The sequence below is a fragment of the Brevibacillus laterosporus DSM 25 genome, from assembly GCF_002706795.1.
GTDB lineage: Bacteria > Bacillota > Bacilli > Brevibacillales > Brevibacillaceae > Brevibacillus_B > Brevibacillus_B laterosporus.
The window spans coordinates 3272986-3289144 of the sequence record NZ_CP017705.1; the positions used below are offsets into that span (position 1 = coordinate 3272986).

The 16159-nt window shown below is 41.2% G+C and carries 14 protein-coding genes; 4 read left to right on the top strand and 10 right to left on the bottom strand.

Annotated elements, in window-relative coordinates; translation table 11 throughout:
- Positions 1–22: 22 nt before the first annotated feature.
- Positions 23–604: a biotin transporter BioY gene (locus BrL25_RS15685; RefSeq protein WP_018671392.1), complete on the bottom strand. Its 582-nt coding sequence runs from the start codon at positions 602–604 to the stop codon at positions 23–25.
- A 237-nt stretch (positions 605–841) separates the two neighbouring features.
- Between BrL25_RS15685 and BrL25_RS15690 the strand changes: the two genes are divergently transcribed.
- Both BrL25_RS15690 and BrL25_RS15695 read left to right on the top strand, forming a co-directional pair.
- Positions 842–1819: a nucleoside hydrolase gene (locus BrL25_RS15690; protein WP_018671391.1), complete on the top strand. Its 978-nt coding sequence runs from the start codon at positions 842–844 to the stop codon at positions 1817–1819.
- Positions 1816–2763: a nucleoside hydrolase gene (locus BrL25_RS15695; protein WP_018671390.1), complete on the top strand. Its 948-nt coding sequence runs from the start codon at positions 1816–1818 to the stop codon at positions 2761–2763. The genes BrL25_RS15690 and BrL25_RS15695 overlap by 4 nt, the downstream gene beginning before the upstream one ends.
- A 79-nt stretch (positions 2764–2842) precedes the next feature.
- Here BrL25_RS15695 and BrL25_RS15700 read toward each other — a convergent pair whose 3' ends face one another.
- The 8 genes from BrL25_RS15700 to BrL25_RS15735 all read right to left on the bottom strand — a co-directional run bounded on the left by BrL25_RS15700 (position 2843) and on the right by BrL25_RS15735 (position 13467).
- Positions 2843–3703: a DUF2087 domain-containing protein gene (locus BrL25_RS15700; protein ID WP_018671389.1), complete on the bottom strand. Its 861-nt coding sequence runs from the start codon at positions 3701–3703 to the stop codon at positions 2843–2845.
- Between the two features lie 132 nt (positions 3704–3835).
- Entirely contained in the window at positions 3836–5101 is a 1266-nt protein-coding gene (locus tag BrL25_RS15705; protein WP_018671388.1) for a Ger(x)C family spore germination protein, read from the bottom strand.
- Positions 5076–6188: a GerAB/ArcD/ProY family transporter gene (locus tag BrL25_RS15710; RefSeq protein ID WP_018671387.1), complete on the bottom strand. Its 1113-nt coding sequence runs from the start codon at positions 6186–6188 to the stop codon at positions 5076–5078. Before BrL25_RS15710 ends, BrL25_RS15705 begins: the two co-directional genes overlap by 26 nt.
- Before the next feature lie 40 nt (positions 6189–6228).
- The gene (locus tag BrL25_RS15715) at positions 6229–7803 is read right to left on the bottom strand and encodes a spore germination protein (protein WP_018671386.1); all 1575 of its coding nucleotides are present in this window, start codon (positions 7801–7803) and stop codon (positions 6229–6231) included.
- Positions 7804–8211: 408 nt separating this feature from the next.
- The gene (locus BrL25_RS15720; protein ID WP_018671385.1) at positions 8212–9207 is read right to left on the bottom strand and encodes an ABC transporter substrate-binding protein; all 996 of its coding nucleotides are present in this window, start codon (positions 9205–9207) and stop codon (positions 8212–8214) included.
- Positions 9208–9337: 130 nt separating this feature from the next.
- Positions 9338–10396: a FecCD family ABC transporter permease gene (locus BrL25_RS15725; protein WP_018671384.1), complete on the bottom strand. Its 1059-nt coding sequence runs from the start codon at positions 10394–10396 to the stop codon at positions 9338–9340.
- Entirely contained in the window at positions 10389–11399 is a 1011-nt protein-coding gene (locus BrL25_RS15730; protein WP_018671383.1) for a FecCD family ABC transporter permease, read from the bottom strand. The genes BrL25_RS15725 and BrL25_RS15730 overlap by 8 nt, the downstream gene beginning before the upstream one ends.
- Positions 11400–11685: 286 nt before the next feature.
- Positions 11686–13467, bottom strand: coding sequence for a flavocytochrome c (locus tag BrL25_RS15735; RefSeq protein ID WP_018671382.1), 1782 nt, complete (start codon positions 13465–13467; stop codon positions 11686–11688).
- 369 nt (positions 13468–13836) lie between these two features.
- Here BrL25_RS15735 and BrL25_RS15740 point away from each other — a divergent pair, with 369 nt between their 5' ends.
- A complete protein-coding gene (locus tag BrL25_RS15740) occupies positions 13837–14400 on the top strand; it encodes a DUF402 domain-containing protein (protein WP_018671381.1) in 564 nt (187 codons plus the stop codon).
- Positions 14401–14419: 19 nt separating this feature from the next.
- On the opposite strand, the gene yunB is transcribed toward BrL25_RS15740, so the two are convergent.
- Positions 14420–15124, bottom strand: a complete 705-nt coding sequence (yunB, locus tag BrL25_RS15745) for a sporulation protein YunB (RefSeq protein WP_018671380.1) — start codon at positions 15122–15124, stop codon at positions 14420–14422.
- 145 nt (positions 15125–15269) lie between these two features.
- Between yunB and BrL25_RS15750 the strand changes: the two genes are divergently transcribed.
- The gene (locus BrL25_RS15750; protein WP_018671379.1) at positions 15270–16052 is read left to right on the top strand and encodes a Cof-type HAD-IIB family hydrolase; all 783 of its coding nucleotides are present in this window, start codon (positions 15270–15272) and stop codon (positions 16050–16052) included.
- The last annotated feature ends 107 nt before the right edge of the window (positions 16053–16159 follow it).

The window sequence follows — 16159 nt, forward strand, 5'->3', positions numbered from 1 at the left end:
TGACAAACATGATCGAAATCATTTAGTTCGTTACCAGACGATTGGCTGAAGATTTATCTTTTAGCATTCCAATTGAAATTAAACGTTTCCGCAAAATGATTCCTACGTAAGCAGCTAGGACTGCCTTAATCACCCCACCAGCGATGAAGGGAGTTACCCCCGCAGCCATTGCACCAGCCCAGCTTAGGTTCAAGACTAGCTTTAGTTGGGTGACGCCAAAGAGGAAAGTGACGACCATACCAAGTAGGTTAGCAAGTAGTGCCATAGTGAAGGTATACTTTGTTTTTTCAAGAAGATAACCCATTATAAAGGCAGTAGCAATAAAGCCAAAGATAAATCCGCCGGTAGGTCCTATTAATACTTGTGGACCGCCGGAGAAGCCTGCAAATACTGGTACACCAATCGCTCCTAGCACGGCATAAAGTATCATGGAAATGGTACCATAGCGACTTCCAAGTACAGTTGCCACCAAGCCTACAGCTAGAGTTTGGCCTGTAATAGGCACGATTGGCAACGGGATTGTAATCTGTGCAAATACAGCACTAATAGCAGTGAAAATAGCAATTACCATATAAGTTCGTAAATTTTCGTTGCGATGTTGCATGAGGCACCTCAATTCTTAATGTAAACGAATAGTATAGTTAGGTTTACTAAAATTGTATCAAAAGAATATTTCGCTGTAAATAATGGGATGTAATAGAAGAAAAGTTTGAATGCTTGAGGAAGTCCAAATGCAATTTCTTCACTGATCATGCCAGAGAGAAAATATGGTACACTTGGAGTTAACGAGGCTTTACAATCATGGACAAAATAGCTTTTTTCTAACGACAGGAGTGGGACAATGGCAGACCAAAAACGGTTGTTACTAGATGTAGATACCGGCATTGATGATGCACTTGCTATTTTATATGCGTTGCAATCTAGGGAGGCTCGTGTAGAAGGCATTATTACTGGAGCAGGACAGGTTAGCCTAGAGCAAGCAACTTATAATACCTTACAGGTAGTCGAAGCAGTACAAGCAGGGTATGAGGTACCAGTGGTAAAGGGAGCCAGCAAGCCGTTGATTCGAAAAGAGATTGAATATGGGCAAAATTATGATGCCAATGGTCTGGGGAATGCTAATTTACCTGTACCTAAGCTCACAGCTTTGGCCATGTCAGCCAGTGATTTTATCCTTTTGAAAGCGAAAGAATGCGAAAATGAGCTGATCATTATAACCATGGGACGCCTCACAAATCTAGCGAATGCAGTCGCCAAGGATCCCTCGCTTGGAAAAAAAATAAAGAAGGTAATTATTGCAGGTGGTGCGATTCGTGAAGCTGGAAATGTAACGGCCGCGGCAGAATGTAATTTTTGGGGAGATCCCGAGGCTGCCTTATTTGTGTTAGAAGCCGGTTTGCCCATCACGTTAGTTAGCTTAGATATAACTCAACCAACGATGTTTACGTCTAGTCACCTAGCCGAGTTGTTAAACAAGAAAACAGAACAGACAGAGAGCATGCTTTCTTTTATAAAAGAGATGGCGCTTTTTCAGTTTGGGCAATGTGAAGATAGCGAGCAAAACAAGCACTCATTTGCTATGCAAGGTCCATTAGCTGTGGGGATAGCACTAGATAGTACTTTGATTCGTACCAAAGAGACTTTTGTTCAAGTGGAATGTAAGGGAGAGGTCTCACGTGGAGCGCTTATCGCTGATCTGCGACAAACAGCAAGCGTCGGACAGAAAGTGCTGACTGGTGTAGAGGTAGATAGTGAGCGCTTCATACAACATTGGATCGCTACCTTAACGATGGATGCGAGCGGGGGAATTAATCGATGAAATACGTTATTTTAGACGTTGATACGGGAATTGATGATGCGCTTGCGATTGCTTATGCGATACAATCGCCTGTTTTACACGTACTAGGTCTAACCACCAGCTTTGGAAATCATGTTGTGGATATCACGACAGAAAATACATTAAAAGTGCTAGAGATTTTAGAGGCAACGGATATCCCTGTGGCAAAAGGAGCAGGCAAACCGTTACTACGTTCCCCTCTAAAAGCGAATGCTACACATATACATGGGGAGGATGGAATTGGTAATACCCATTTACCCAAACCAAAAGCGAAGGCAATCGAACAGCATGCCGCTGATTTTATCATTGAACAAGTTCGTAAATACCCGAAGCAAGTGACGCTCATTACTGTTGCCAGCCAAACCAATTTGGCATTGGCTATTATGAAGGACCCTGAGATTGTTTCACTCGTAGAGAAAGTTGTCATTATGGGCGGTGCAGTAACGGTTCCAGGAAATGTAACTCCGGTAGCCGAAGCTAATATTTATACCGACCCAGAGGCGGCAGAGCTTGTGTTTCAATCAGGAATACCGATTACCTTAGTAGGACTTGATGTGACCATGCAAACCTTGCTGACCAAGGTACATACACAGATGTGGAGAGAGTCGGGTACAGCAGTAGGCGCGTTTCTAGCTTCTTGTTGTGAATTCTATATGGATGCCTACGCTAAAATTAACCCCTACCTCGGAGGATGCGCTTTACATGATCCACTAGCAGTAGGGGTGGTTATTGATCCGTCCTTTGTCAAAACAACACCAATGTACGTACAAGTGGACACGGAAGGCTCTGCCTCCATCGGTAGAACCATTGGTGACAGACGGAATCCTCCAAAGCAGTCGCCAAATGTGGATGTATGCTTGGACGTAGATGTTAATCGCTTTGTTTCCCATTTCTTGCAGCAGGTGATTATGCAAACGAAAATGTAATAAACAGGCGAGAGAAACGATACCGATTACCTTTTATTTCGTCAGCAGGTCGGAGCAGGTAGTAGCATCTGATTTGCTGTTACTCTGTTGTCGATTTCGCTGTAAATGGAATGAGCCAGTACGAGCTACCATCTGCTTTGCGGTCCATATAGCCGTATTCAATTAGATAGCGACGTAAAATGGCGTAATCGTTATACACGGTTGTAAGTATGGCATTTACTTCTTTTTCCGTATAGAGCTTATTGCGCTCAAAACGACCAACGATATGATGCAAGATTGCTGCTTTACGCTTCTCTTTGAGTGGAAATTCCTTTATCATTCCATCTAATCCATTAGGAAAGTACGTACGTAAAATTTCTTGATATTCTTCTTCCGTCATAGCAAAACGCTCGTCTTGAAATCGAACAGTAGGGGGAACAGCAAGAAAAGGGCTTTTCGTTTCACGTATTTTTTTCTTATTTGATGTGGATTGGGCTGAATGTTCAGAAGCAATGTGTGATTTAGAAGTAGACTGGCTAGCTTCTCCCAGCAATTCCATGATGGCTAGAAAAATCTTGGCCTGTTTTTCTTTCTCCCTCAACATAAATCGATGGTTACGGATAGTAGAATTGCTACGCCCTTCGCCATTTTGTACAATTTGGGCATCGGTTTGTCCTTCATAAAACAGGGCAAGGAGTTGACGCTGAACATCGGTTAAACCCGTCATTTTTTTATCCAGCGATAGAAGAAAGTGAAACATCGAGGTGTGAGTAGCATGAATATGATGCTTCATGGCTTTTTTTGCCTCACACCAATTTTCACCAATTGGGTATATGATCCCTGCCTCATAGGACTGACCACAAATTAGACATGTAAAACACTCTTGTTTTTCATTGTATACATAGCCGTTTTTTATTTCTTCCATAGATGCCTTCCAAAACATATCAGCTAAAATATCCATAGATGAATTCTCCATTCGTTTGTTTATTTATAGACATATTAATTCTTTGTTTGATTATAGTCAAGGCTAATGTATAAAAACCCACAGGGGTAGGCATCCTGTGGGTTTGGATTTTTTATGATGGAGCATGGGTTAGTGTTTCGATCCTTTTAAACCAAATTCTCTTACATGCACCTTTACTTGAACGTCAATAGGGATCTTGCTAAATTCCTCATCCCAATTGTCCTTCATTTTTTCCAAAACATCGGGATAATGAACAGACAGAGCCTTTTGAAATCCCAAAACATCGATTTTCCATTTTTTTTGGAGCTTGTTAAGAGTGTTTCTAGTTAATTCCTTGATCTTTTTCTCAAATGCTTCTCCAGCTTTCTCAAGATAGCTGTCTTCAAAGCTATTTTCCGTTGGAGACCAGTCTTCGCCGATTCGCCCATTTAATTTTATCTCTACAGAAAAAGAAACTTGTCCATTTTGAACTTTAGGGATTATTTTACTTGTAAGGGTACGTACTTCATAGATAATCAAGGTGTTACTTGGTGGCAAGGTAGTTTTAATAAGACCTGCGTGCTTTTCCCATTTCGATTTTCCACTTCCAATGATTAGATTGGCACCGCGTACCTCTTCATCGCCTAACCAACCGATCATCCTCCCTGTATCACCTTTAATAAGTGAAGCTCCCGATATCTTTATTGTTTTTTTTAATACTTCTATGCGAGGAATCATAAAGCTACTTTTAGTTGTCATATTTTCTGAAATATGCCCAAGTGGGGTAGGGGTGGCGATGTCTAAACTTTTTCTCACATTATCTAGAATGCTAAGGATTTCAATTGCAGGAAGTGTTTCATTAAGTGGTTTTTTATTCAGTACATCAATAGCTCGACCTTTGGCTACCACAACTAGTACAGTTCTCCGTAGTTCTGTGTCGCGTAAAAAGTACTCTAGCATTTTGTTCAAGCTTAGTTTTTTAGCGATAGCTTCTCCAATTACCATCGTTTTGACATGCAGAAAGAACGGGGGCCGGGAGCTTTTAGTAGCAAAATTGCGGATTATTTCAAAAAACGAGTCACCTTCACCTGAAATATTGAAATAGGCCTGTTTCTGTGTACCGGTTACTTTAGCAGTACCAGTAAGAACCTTTGGAACAACATTTTGATGAGTTAAGAGAATGGGTACTTTTTGCTGTGTTGATTCGGAGTCAGCATCAGATGAACCAGCTCCCTCTGCGTCTTCCTTTTGTTCCGAATCAGAATCGTTTTCCTTCTTTGGAGAATCAATCCCAATACCAATGACCATAGCTAAATCTTCAATCTCCTGACGATCCCAACACCCCGATATCAATAGGGTTAACGACAGAGTGAGCGCACATGCCAACCAATTATGTTTGTTTGTCTTGTTGGGCATTGGCAGATTTCCTCCATTTTGACAAGAGTAACAGTAAAATCGGGATGACAGCGGATGTCATTATTGATACATAACCAAGCTGTGTACCTATTGAAAATGCTTGGTCTAAATTTTGAGGTACCATGGCGAAAGCATATAGAAGTGGGGTCAACAAAATTTGTAGTAAACGTAGTCGTATCGGTACAAGTAGACTTAATCCTAGACTGACCAAATAAAAGCAAAAGACAAAAGTAGTAAAAATGCTAAATACCCAGATGACCATAAAAAACAATTCATAGTGCTCAAAGAAGGCACCGGGGAATTCGATCTGCTTTACGAACTCCATAGTGGGCCAAGTAAGCGTTTTGACTTCATGGGCAGTTAAGGTCCCGACAACCATCAGGGTAATGGTAGTGTAGATCAGGGTAGCAAAGCCAAGACCAATTACCACACTTTTCGAGGCATCATCTGGAGATTTCATCATATAAGTCAAAAACATTATCACCTCAAAGCCCATGAAGGAGGGAGAAGTGGCTGCCAAGCCATTAATTAATGGTGTCCAGCCATGCTTTAGAACTGGCAATAAATTATCAATTTGGAAGTTTTGATAATTAAGTAGAGTTATCGAAAATAAAATAAGGATCGTAACAGGGAAAAAGAGAAGAAACAGACGTACAATAGGATGGGCACCACCCATTACTAAGTATAAACCCGCAAGTAAAAAACAGATGATCGTCACATGAATAGGTGTTTGGTCTAACAAAAAATGACGAATGACCTCAGCTTGTACCCGTGCTTCATAGACACATAAAAAAAAGTAAAAGAGGGAATAGATTAGGATTAGCAGTGAGCCTATCCATTTCCCTGCTAGAATTTGCACTATTTTATAAAAGTGATACGAGGGATATTGTTGGCTTAATTTGGCGCAAAAATAACCAGCTATCATTGCTAAAATTCCCCCAGCCAGTGCATCAATCCAAACATCGGCTGTCCCTACTGCTTCTACAGCAACGCGTGGCAGAGTCAGAATAGATACTCCTATGACCATAGATGCAATAAAAGAGGACACATCAAGACCAGAGAATTTAGGCTGGAAATTAAGTGACATTCTTCTCGTACCTCCTTCTTGTTCATTTCTTGGTAGAATTTTATTGAGTTTTTTTCTTTATTCTTTTCGTATCAAGCGGGTGTAGAATTTGAGGGCGCCTTACTAGCAATTTATGAGGCAGGCGTAAAATAAAATCTTTCCAATCCTTTAGCATGATCGGTGTTAACGGTGCTAGATAATCGACACCGAAGCTTTTTAGCTTTACCAAATGAGAAGTAAGAATAATAAAGAACAAAATAACTCCATACAAACCTAAAAAAGCAGCAGATAACATCATTGCAAAACGTAAAATACGAATGACAATCCCTGCTTCATATTGGGGGATAGTAAATGAAGCGATGGCAGTAAGAGCTACCACCACGACCATAATTGGACTTACAATCCCTGCCTCTACAGCAGATTGTCCAATAACTAGCCCACCAACAATTCCGATCGTTTGCCCCAAAGGTTTAGGGAGGCGCAATCCTGCTTCACGCAAAATTTCAATAGTAATCTCCATGATTAATGCCTCAATAATGGTTGGAAATGGTACGCCTTCCCGTGTCCCAGCAATCGTAAAGGCGAGCCGCATTGGAATCAGCCCTTGATGATAAGAGACTAGTGACACATAGAGAGAAGGTAGGAACAGCGAGATTAGTACGCAAATAAAGCGAAGAAATCGTAGGATCGATCCGATATACCACTTTTGATAGTAGTCATCAGGGGACTGTAGCAGCATGGGATAGGTAACGGGAGCAATTAAGATAAATGGTGAACCATCGATCAAAATTGCTACTCGTCCTTCTAATAAGGCAGCTTCCACACGATCTGGTCGTTCCGTACTTTGAATCAACGGAAAAGGTGACCAAGGATCATCTTCAATCAAATGTTCCAAATAACTGGATTCCTGTAGATCATCAATCTTGATGTTGCTCACACGATGTATTAACTCGTCCACTAAGGCAGGGTTTGCAATATCTTCTAAATAAGAGATAACGACCTTTTTAGGAGCAAGCTCCCCAATTTGTTGAGAGAGGAAGGTTAATTTGCGATTTCGTATACGATGGCGCAATAGGGCAACGTTATCGGCGATCGTTTCGACAAAGCCAATCCGTGGTCCCCGAATAACCGACTCTGTGACCGGCTCATCCATTGGACGTGAGGGAAAATAGGCTGTATCCAGTAGAAAAACACTAGCATACGAGTCGATCAGCAGTGCCGTATATCCCAGAAGAATGTCCTCTACGCAATCAGCGGGCCGTTCATGTGTTTTGACTTTCCGACAAACAGCGAGAGTAGTAACCAGCTGTTCAATGGAAGGAGCTGACTTTGTTTCCGCGTTTGTCTGCGCAGATTGGTCTTTCGATTCTTTTTGATTTGAGGTAAATGGCGATAAAAATTCTTTCCATTGTTGTTTATCAATAATTCCTTCTACATAGAGAATAGCCGCTTTTTTTTGTAATTGATTCAGGTAAATTTCGCGTGTAGTGACATCGAAGCTTTTTCCAAAAACATCTTGTAATTGAGCTAGAGATATCGATAAATCTGATGAAAAGGGAATATTCTCTTTTGAATTGTTCTTTGCAGACAAATGGTTCTGGCGTAACTGTTTTGCACGTTGAAAAAAAGTGGACATAATTAACTCCTTGTATATCAGTAATGAACAAAAGAGTAGTCAGATACCTAGTTTACTTGTAGTTAGTAGGAAGTATTTGTATTTTATAGGTAAAACATGCAGGCTAACTCGGAAATATACACATAGGTTGTAGAAGCAACAAAGCGCTCAGTCCGAATTGATAGAGCGAAATAATAAAAACCACTCCACACAATCCTAAATGGGCTCCACTTATCAGAAACCTGGGATGTAGCAAAACTCCATGTACGGTTGTCATATATACAGTTTGAAGACGAATAGCGTTATAAATAAAAGGGTACCAATAAAAAAAGGGTGCCTCCACTGTCCTCCTATTTTTAGGAGCTACAGGGATACACCTGGTTTAGAAACGGTATCTAGTTAAACGCTACCTATTCACTTATTTCGAACTTACAATTTTTCAATGAAGGTTACAAACTCATCTAGCATTTTATTCGCAGCTTTGATACCACCAGACGTGTTCCAAATAATCTCGTTTACTTGGAAAGCCGTATTTTTCTTAGCTACATGAAGGTTTTGAAAGAGTGGATCGTTCATCCATTCCTGCTGATTCTTTGTGCCGCCTTTTTTCTCATCATAGTCTGCGTTAAAGAAGAACATGACGTCACCATCTAAATCATTAATACGTTCTTTGGTAACGACCTCCATAAAGTTATCTTTATCCTGGGCTGCAGGACGAGCTACACCTAAATCTTTCAGCATTACGCCAGAGAACGTGTCTTTTTGATAGATACGTACTGCATTTGGCAAGAAACGAACAACGGACACTTTTATATTAGCTTTATCGCCCAGTTTTGTTTTAATCTCTTCCACGTGCTTATCATAAGCAGCCATGGATTTTTTGCCCTCTTCTTCTTTATTCAAAGCTTTTGCATACAATTTGAAGTTTTCTTTCCATTGACCTGCTAAATCTGTAGAGAAGACAGTAGGTGCAATGCTTTTCAATTGATCGTAGATTTTTTCATGACGTCCCTTGTTCCCAATGATCAAATCAGGCTTTAAAGAAGCGATTAGTTCAATGTTTGGCTGCGATTCGTCACCTAGCTCGGTTACTCCATCCATTTCACTTTTAATATGCGGATACCAACCATCGCCTACACCTGATTTAACAGCACCTGCTGGTTTTACCCCAAGCTCCAATAGTGCTTCGGTTCCTTCATTTGTTAAAATAACTACTCGTTGGGGGGTACCTTTTATCTCTGTCTTCCCCATGGCGTGTTCTATGGTGTAAGAATCACCTGCTGGTGTTGTTGCTGGTTCTGTTGTAGGACTTGCAGGAGCTGATGTTGCATTGTTAGCCGAGCCACCACAACCGGTTACAAGAAGAGAAAATACCATGCAAAGTAGCATCAATACAGGAATTTGAAACCATTTTTTTTGAATCATGAATTGATTCTCCCCTTAATTTTTTTAAATTTGGCAATCACCAAATGATAACAATAATCATTATCAAATATATTTTATATACAATAAATGGTACATGTCAATGAAAATTTCCAGAACAGATTGTATATTATTACTTTTTCCCGTATCCACGATAGAGCAGGTAGAGAAAAAATGGTGCTCCAATAATCGCAGTAAATACACCAGCAGGTATATCGAGCGGGGAAAATAGCATTCTGCCTGCAAGATCAGCCAACACCAAAATAATAGCACCTAATAACGCAGAGGCTGGAATTAATACTCCATAAAGCGAGCTGACTAAACGTCGAGCAATATGGGGTGCAGTTAGTCCAATAAATGAGATATTGCCAGCTAGTCCTACAGCAGCTCCAGCGAGGGCTACACTGATTATAAGTAGTAGAAAGCGGGTTATCTGTACAGGATTACCCAATCCGGTTGCGATTCCATCACCTAGCGTTAACACATTCAGTCTGCGAGCAAGCAACCAAGTGAGCGGTACAAAAATGACGATCCATGGAAAAATAGCTATAACATGTTTCATGGATGTACCGTAAATCGTGCCAGTTAACCATCCAAGAATCTGAGAGGCTAGATGAGCTGGGCCACTTATTAATAAAAAAGTGGTCAATGCAGACATGGCAGTAGAAATTCCGATGCCAATCAATACTAGTCGATAAGGGGAAACCCCACCTCTCCAAGCGAACGTATAGTTTATTAATGCTGTCGCAAAAGCACCTCCAATCGCAAGAAGTGGTAGCCAATGAATGCTAGCTTGGCCATTACTAAATGTCATAAAGGCTACAGCTGCAACCGAACCTCCACCTGTCACACCTAATAAATCGGGTGAAGCTAGGGGATTGCGGAAGACTCCTTGTGTGATGGCACCGGCTACACCTAAAGCAGCCCCAATCATAATGGCCATTAACGTTCTTGGCATTCGTAATTCCAGGATGACGATTCGATTCGTCACATCTCCACCCACAAACGTGGCTAGGATGTCAGGGATAGGGATTCGAGTCGTGCCAAAGGCAATGCTGATAATCGTGCAGGCAATCAATAGCAAAAATAAGATAACGAATACAAGCAAGTCCCGAATAGAAAGCTGGGCGGACAGGGCTGGTTTGTTGCTCCGAATGGTTATAAATTTATGCACAAGAGATGGTTTACTCATAGCTACTCCTTCTAGCGATATAAATAAGGAATGGAACACCTAATAAAGCGGTGGCTACGCCGACGGGGACCTCTTTTGGCATCAATAAGAATCGAGAGGCCGTATCAGCAGCAACCAATAGAATAGCCCCGAATACTCCGCTAAATGGAATCAGCCATTTATGATCAACTCCAACAATATAGCGACAGATATGGGGGATAATAAGTCCCACAAAAGCAATTGGACCAGCTAAGGAAACAGAGCCACCAGCTAATAAAATGACCACAAGAATGATGAGAAATTTAGCAAAAGCAGTGTGTAAACCTAAGCCTTTTGCCATATCATCTCCCATCGCCATTAAATTGAGAGCGTGAGAGAGACACAGAGCAATAATCCAGCCGAGCACCATATAAGGCAAGACCGTGGTGAGATGCTCCATTTTTCGTCCAGTTACGGAGCCTACTAGCCAAAACAACGCTTGATTTAGTGATTCATTATTTATGAGCATAATCCCTGAAGTAAATGAGGAAGCAAATACCGAAGCAGCCGCTCCTGCCAGTGTAACTTTGATGGGTAAAAAGCCATCTTTACCCATCGTGCCCAGGATCAATACCAGCACTGCGGTCACACCAGCTCCAACAAAAGCGATCCAGACCATCTGTGTGAGAGTTAAGTCTGAGTCAAAGAAAAATAAAGTCAGCACGATAAAAAGCACTGCACCGGCATTAATACCGAACAAAGAGGGTGAAGCTAACGGATTTTTTGTAAGATTTTGCATCAAAACTCCAGCAATAGCTAAACTCGCCCCCACACTGGCTGCAATAAAAGCTGCTGGTAATCGAACATCTCTGAGGAGCAGATGCTCTTTTGATCCGTCAAATTGGTATAGCATGTCGAATAACATGTGGAAGGTAAACATATGATAGCCGAACAAGATACTCATCAGCATAGAGACTAATAGCAACAAGATACCGGTCAATAATGCCCAGACTTTGGCTCGGCGGCTCTGCAATAAACAGGACATGACAGAGACCCCTCTCTTGAAAAATAGTACATATTGGCATTTTGATTGTAAAAAAATCAGAATATAATGTCAATGAAAATCGTTATCAATTATATGCGGAAAACTTTTATTTTTCTCTATGATGATGGTTGTCTACATGGGATGGGGCTAGATCTGTTACTATCAACAATCTGAAGCATATGATAAGAGCAGAGTTTCTTATATATCGTGCATGGAAAAAGAAAAAGCTACCGAAAAATCTCCGGTAGCCTTCTGGTGTTCTTTCTATCTGGTAAAAAAAACTGTATTATTTCTGTGCTGCTGCATTCTGACCAGCAATACGGCCGAAAACGAAAATATCAGTGATTGCGTTACCACCTAGTCGGTTTTTACCGTGAACTACACCGGTTACTTCGCCTGCTGCATAAAGACCAGCAATTGTTTTTCCGTTGTTATCTAATACATGAGTTTCTGGGTCGATGACTAGTCCACCCATGGTATGATGAACAGAAGGAACCGCTTTTTCAATGTACCAAGGACCTTGTTTCATTTCGATTAATTTTCCACGATGATTGAAATCTAAGTCTTTACCATTCTTTGCAAATCCATTTACACGGTCAATTGTTTTTTGTAGCTCTGTTACTGGGATGTTAAAATGTTTTGCTGCCTCTTCCAATGTATCAGCTTTAATTAGTAAGCCTTCTTTTACAAGCATGTCATACTCATCTTTATGCACGTCTACTGTTTTACCAATATCGCCTACAGCTTGATTCCACACCTGATAGGCATATTTACCCTCCTGAGCCAGAATCGCTTGAGAAATCACGTCTCGGCGCTCTAATTCCTCTACAAAGCGTTTACCACTTTGGTTCACTAAAAGAGCTCCATCAAAACGTGTATCCGCTACCAGAGAAATAACCCCTGTCTTAGGATTACAGATTGGGTATGTTTGAATACTTTCCATATTAGTGATTGCTGCTCCGATTTTTTCACTCATTACGATACCGTCACCCGTTGTACCAGGGGTATCGGTAGACATATAGCTTTCATCCAAAATCGGGTTGTATTTCTTCCGCATTTCTACGTTAGAGCCGAATCCACCTGTTGCGACGATGACACCTTTACTTGCGTTAAAAGTGATTTCTTGACCAGCAGCGGTTTTTGCTTTGACGCCAATGACACGTCCTTCGCTATTTTTCAATAATTCTTCCGCTTTTGTTTCTGTTTTCACAGGAATTTGCATTTGATCTGCTTTTGCTTTTAATTTTGTGACTACTTCTGCCCCAGTGTGACCTTTAGGAATGAGGGCACGAGGAACTGAATGACCACCGAACTGGAATAAGTGATCTGGTAAGAATTCCACCTTTATTTCATCTCTTAACCATTCAGCCGCGTTTGTTGCATTATCTGTCAACACACGCACCATAGCAGGATCACCAACGTTGTCTCCACCTTTTAAGGTATCTTGGTAGTGAGATTCCTTGCTATCTTTGATTCCTTTTTTTGCTTGTACCCAGTTGTTAGCAGCGTTCATTTCTGCGCCGGAGATCAGAGTATTACCACCGATTGATGGCATTTTTTCCAACAGGACTACGGAGGCTCCTGCTTTTTTCGCTTCCATAGCAGCCGCGAAGCCCGCACCACCTGCACCAATGACTACTACATCGTAATCCTGCACAGCCTCTTCTTTAGCTGTTGCCTTTGCATCTGTACCTTTGGCAGTTAATGTCACACCTGCCTTACTCACTGCGTCCTTTACAGCACCGATGTAGCCTTGGCTTGTAAGGGTAGAACCACTGATCGCGTCTACTTCCGTGCTATTTTTTGCAATGATTTGGTCTCGCAATTTCTTATATACTGGTTCGGATAATACTTCGTTTTCTTTTTGTTCGAGAACTTTGATATCTGAAAGCTCTTTGTTTGTAAACGTTACTTCAACCTTGATTGGTCCGTGTTTACCATCAGCTTGACCGATAGCTGTCACAGAGTCACCTTTAGCTGGAGTGGTGCCTTGGCCACTACATCCAACCATGGCTATTATGATTGCCATACTTAAGAAAAGCATAAAAATCTTTGATAAACCCTTCAAGATGATAACCTCCTTGGATATATGTATAGTAATGAGAAGGGGGGGCATTAGAAAAAAATCTACGTCATAAATGCGTGATAGCAATCAGGATTACTCATGATCGGTTCACCATGATTGTAATAACCATTCATAAAAGCTTAAGTGAAAAAAATCACAATTTACCGATAATACCATCCTATAATTTTTAGCTATGATCGTAAAGCGCTTTCATATCAAGCGTTTTAAGGGATTGTGTTTAATCTGTGAAGTGCCATTGACGATATTTTCAGATAAAAAATTATGTTATAAGTTCCAAAATTCCAACTAAACTTCTATCTGTTACAATGATAAGAGCTAATGATTGCTACAGGATATAAAGGAGACTTATTCATGAAACGGAAATATGCAGATGTAACAGGTTGGACAACAGTGTTAGACAAGCATTTTGTACCACTGGCTAAACGGGGAGAGTACTTTGACGGGATCATTACTGGACTAGTTCTAACAAAAATGGCAGAACCATACTGGGTAACCATTAAGGGACAAAAAATCTGTATAGCAGATGATGGGTATGTCTGGATTCAATGTTTTCCAGCGGGTCGACATTATGTTATGACTGCAATGATGGATCAGTCAGGTAACGTGGTCTATTTTTATTTTGATATGATCCTGCGACATGGTATGGGGGAAAATGGTGTTCCTTGGTACGATGATTTATATCTGGATTTAGCGATGACTCCTACTGGGATAAGTGAAGTATTGGATGAGGATGAATTGGAGGAGGCCTTACGAAACAAAACGATTAGTGAGTGGGAGCGTGATTTGGCAGTTTTGGAAATGGAACGGTTACTTCTGGAAGTAGCAAATGATACATGTACCTTGCCGCAGATGGTACTAGCTCATGCTAGCGAGTGGCGAGATATCGTTCTTCAAGTGAAAGAATCCTCCCAATAAAGAGAGGATTCTTTTTGCGTTATTTAGCTTGTGGCTCTACCTGCATTCTAGGAACCTCTGGCTTTCCTAGTGGATTGTTGTACAGATAGTCTGGCACTTCTCCCACGACAAGAGAGTTGGTTATGGGGATGGAGGTTGTTACGACGGTTTGATCGGTTGCAAAAGGTATAATCACTTGCAAACGTACTTCGACTTGAAGATAGACCGTTACCATTACCATGTTGATGCCAGCTTCCGATAGCTTAGGGTCAAGCCATGTTTTCGCAGAACCAACAGGTACAAAGGTGACAGGTAATTTAGGCCCCGTATCTGATAAAAAGGAGCTACCTGAGGCTAATCCGAGAGGGACACCCGCTACAATTTTTTCACTTTCAAACTCTTTTAGCCTGTTTTTAATGCGTTGATTGGCTTCCCCCATGATTTTTGAATACCCTTGAAAATTAAAATTAATAGCACGTATTTTATTATCTTTATCCTTTTCAATGTCTAGAACCTCAGCCGTATTCATATCAATTTGAGCAATCTTTTTGGTCACCGCGTCTGCTATGGCTTCTTTGGCAATTTGCTCTGATTTTTGTTTGGCGATCACTAATAAGGTAGGCTTAATTTTTTGCTCCACTAAAACGATACTCTGGATGATTATTGCGAGAAAGACAATGAAAGCAATAAAGAAAATTTTCTTTTTTGACGCTCGAATACGCCGTCGTCTCATGCGAATAGCCATCTTGGATCACCCCATCTGTAGACTATATGTTACAAAGAGGGAGAAACATGCCAGCTTGCTTAGGGTTCGTGCAAAGAACTTCACTTAATGAGTAGGAATATTTCGTTTATAATGAAGAATAAGTCAGAAAAAAGGAGAGAAGCGAATGTCCTATAAGGTTATCTTTTTTGATATGGATGGCACGCTATTAAATGAACAGAAGCAAATTCCAGAGGATACTCGAGAAGCCCTTCGTCAGTTACAGGATAGCGGGATTCATACGGTTATTGCTACGGGGCGTTCCCCCTTTCATGTTCGTGAACTCGCGGAGGATTTAGGAATTGAGACACTGGTGTGCTTTAATGGTGCGTATGTAGAGCACAAAGGGGATGTGGTTTATTCTACCCCTATTGATGTCGAAAGTATCGAGAAGCTATACCAGCTTGTAATGGAACGCAATCATGCACTCGTATATTTAAGTGGCGATTCCTTTTATGCGACACATGAGGAAAATGAGATGGTGAATAGTGCTGTTTCTTCTATTTTATTTGAACCACCTGGTATGAATGCAGAGGTATTCCGTGACAAGCCGATTTACCAATGCTGGCTTCATTGCGCAGAAGGAGAAGAGGAGGTCTACGAGCAAGACGATGCTCTGACAAATGTGCGCTTTTTCCGTTGGCATAACGTGTCCCTAGATGTGATGCCAAAGGATGGTTCCAAGGCAAAAGGCATCGAAGCCTTGCTACAGCACCTTACCGTAGACAAATCTGAAGCGGTAGCATTTGGTGATGGTAAGAATGATATTGAGATGATCGGTTATGTAGGGATGGGAGTAGCGATGGGAAATGCGCATCCAGAGGTATTTCCGCATGCGAACTATGTGACGAAGCATGTGGATGAGGGCGGTATTAGCCATGCTTTAAGGGAATTGAACATTTTGTTATAGAGGAAAGCCGATCGTCTTGTTAGGAGCCGATCGGCTTTATTTTATCGGCTAGATAAATTGTCGTTATACCTGTGATCTACCACACATCTGCTGGTCTTTTTCTATAC

Excerpts from the sequence above, each read along its gene's own strand:
- BrL25_RS15720 (WP_018671385.1), bottom strand. The coding sequence starts at position 9,207 with ATGATTCAAAAAAAATGGTTTCAAATTCCTGTATTGATGCTACTTTGC.
- BrL25_RS15730 (WP_018671383.1), bottom strand. The coding sequence starts at position 11,399 with ATGTCCTGTTTATTGCAGAGCCGCCGAGCCAAAGTCTGGGCATTATTG.
- BrL25_RS15710 (WP_018671387.1), bottom strand. The coding sequence starts at position 6,188 with ATGTCACTTAATTTCCAGCCTAAATTCTCTGGTCTTGATGTGTCCTCT.
- BrL25_RS15700 (WP_018671389.1), bottom strand. The coding sequence starts at position 3,703 with ATGGATATTTTAGCTGATATGTTTTGGAAGGCATCTATGGAAGAAATA.
- BrL25_RS15725 (WP_018671384.1), bottom strand. The coding sequence starts at position 10,396 with ATGAGTAAACCATCTCTTGTGCATAAATTTATAACCATTCGGAGCAAC.
- BrL25_RS15740 (WP_018671381.1), top strand. The coding sequence starts at position 13,837 with ATGAAACGGAAATATGCAGATGTAACAGGTTGGACAACAGTGTTAGAC.
- BrL25_RS15685 (WP_018671392.1), bottom strand. The coding sequence starts at position 604 with ATGCAACATCGCAACGAAAATTTACGAACTTATATGGTAATTGCTATT.
- BrL25_RS15715 (WP_018671386.1), bottom strand. The coding sequence starts at position 7,803 with ATGTCCACTTTTTTTCAACGTGCAAAACAGTTACGCCAGAACCATTTG.
- BrL25_RS15705 (WP_018671388.1), bottom strand. The coding sequence starts at position 5,101 with ATGCCCAACAAGACAAACAAACATAATTGGTTGGCATGTGCGCTCACT.
- BrL25_RS15695 (WP_018671390.1), top strand. The coding sequence starts at position 1,816 with ATGAAATACGTTATTTTAGACGTTGATACGGGAATTGATGATGCGCTT.
- BrL25_RS15690 (WP_018671391.1), top strand. The coding sequence starts at position 842 with ATGGCAGACCAAAAACGGTTGTTACTAGATGTAGATACCGGCATTGAT.
- yunB (WP_018671380.1), bottom strand. The coding sequence starts at position 15,124 with ATGGCTATTCGCATGAGACGACGGCGTATTCGAGCGTCAAAAAAGAAA.
- BrL25_RS15750 (WP_018671379.1), top strand. The coding sequence starts at position 15,270 with ATGTCCTATAAGGTTATCTTTTTTGATATGGATGGCACGCTATTAAAT.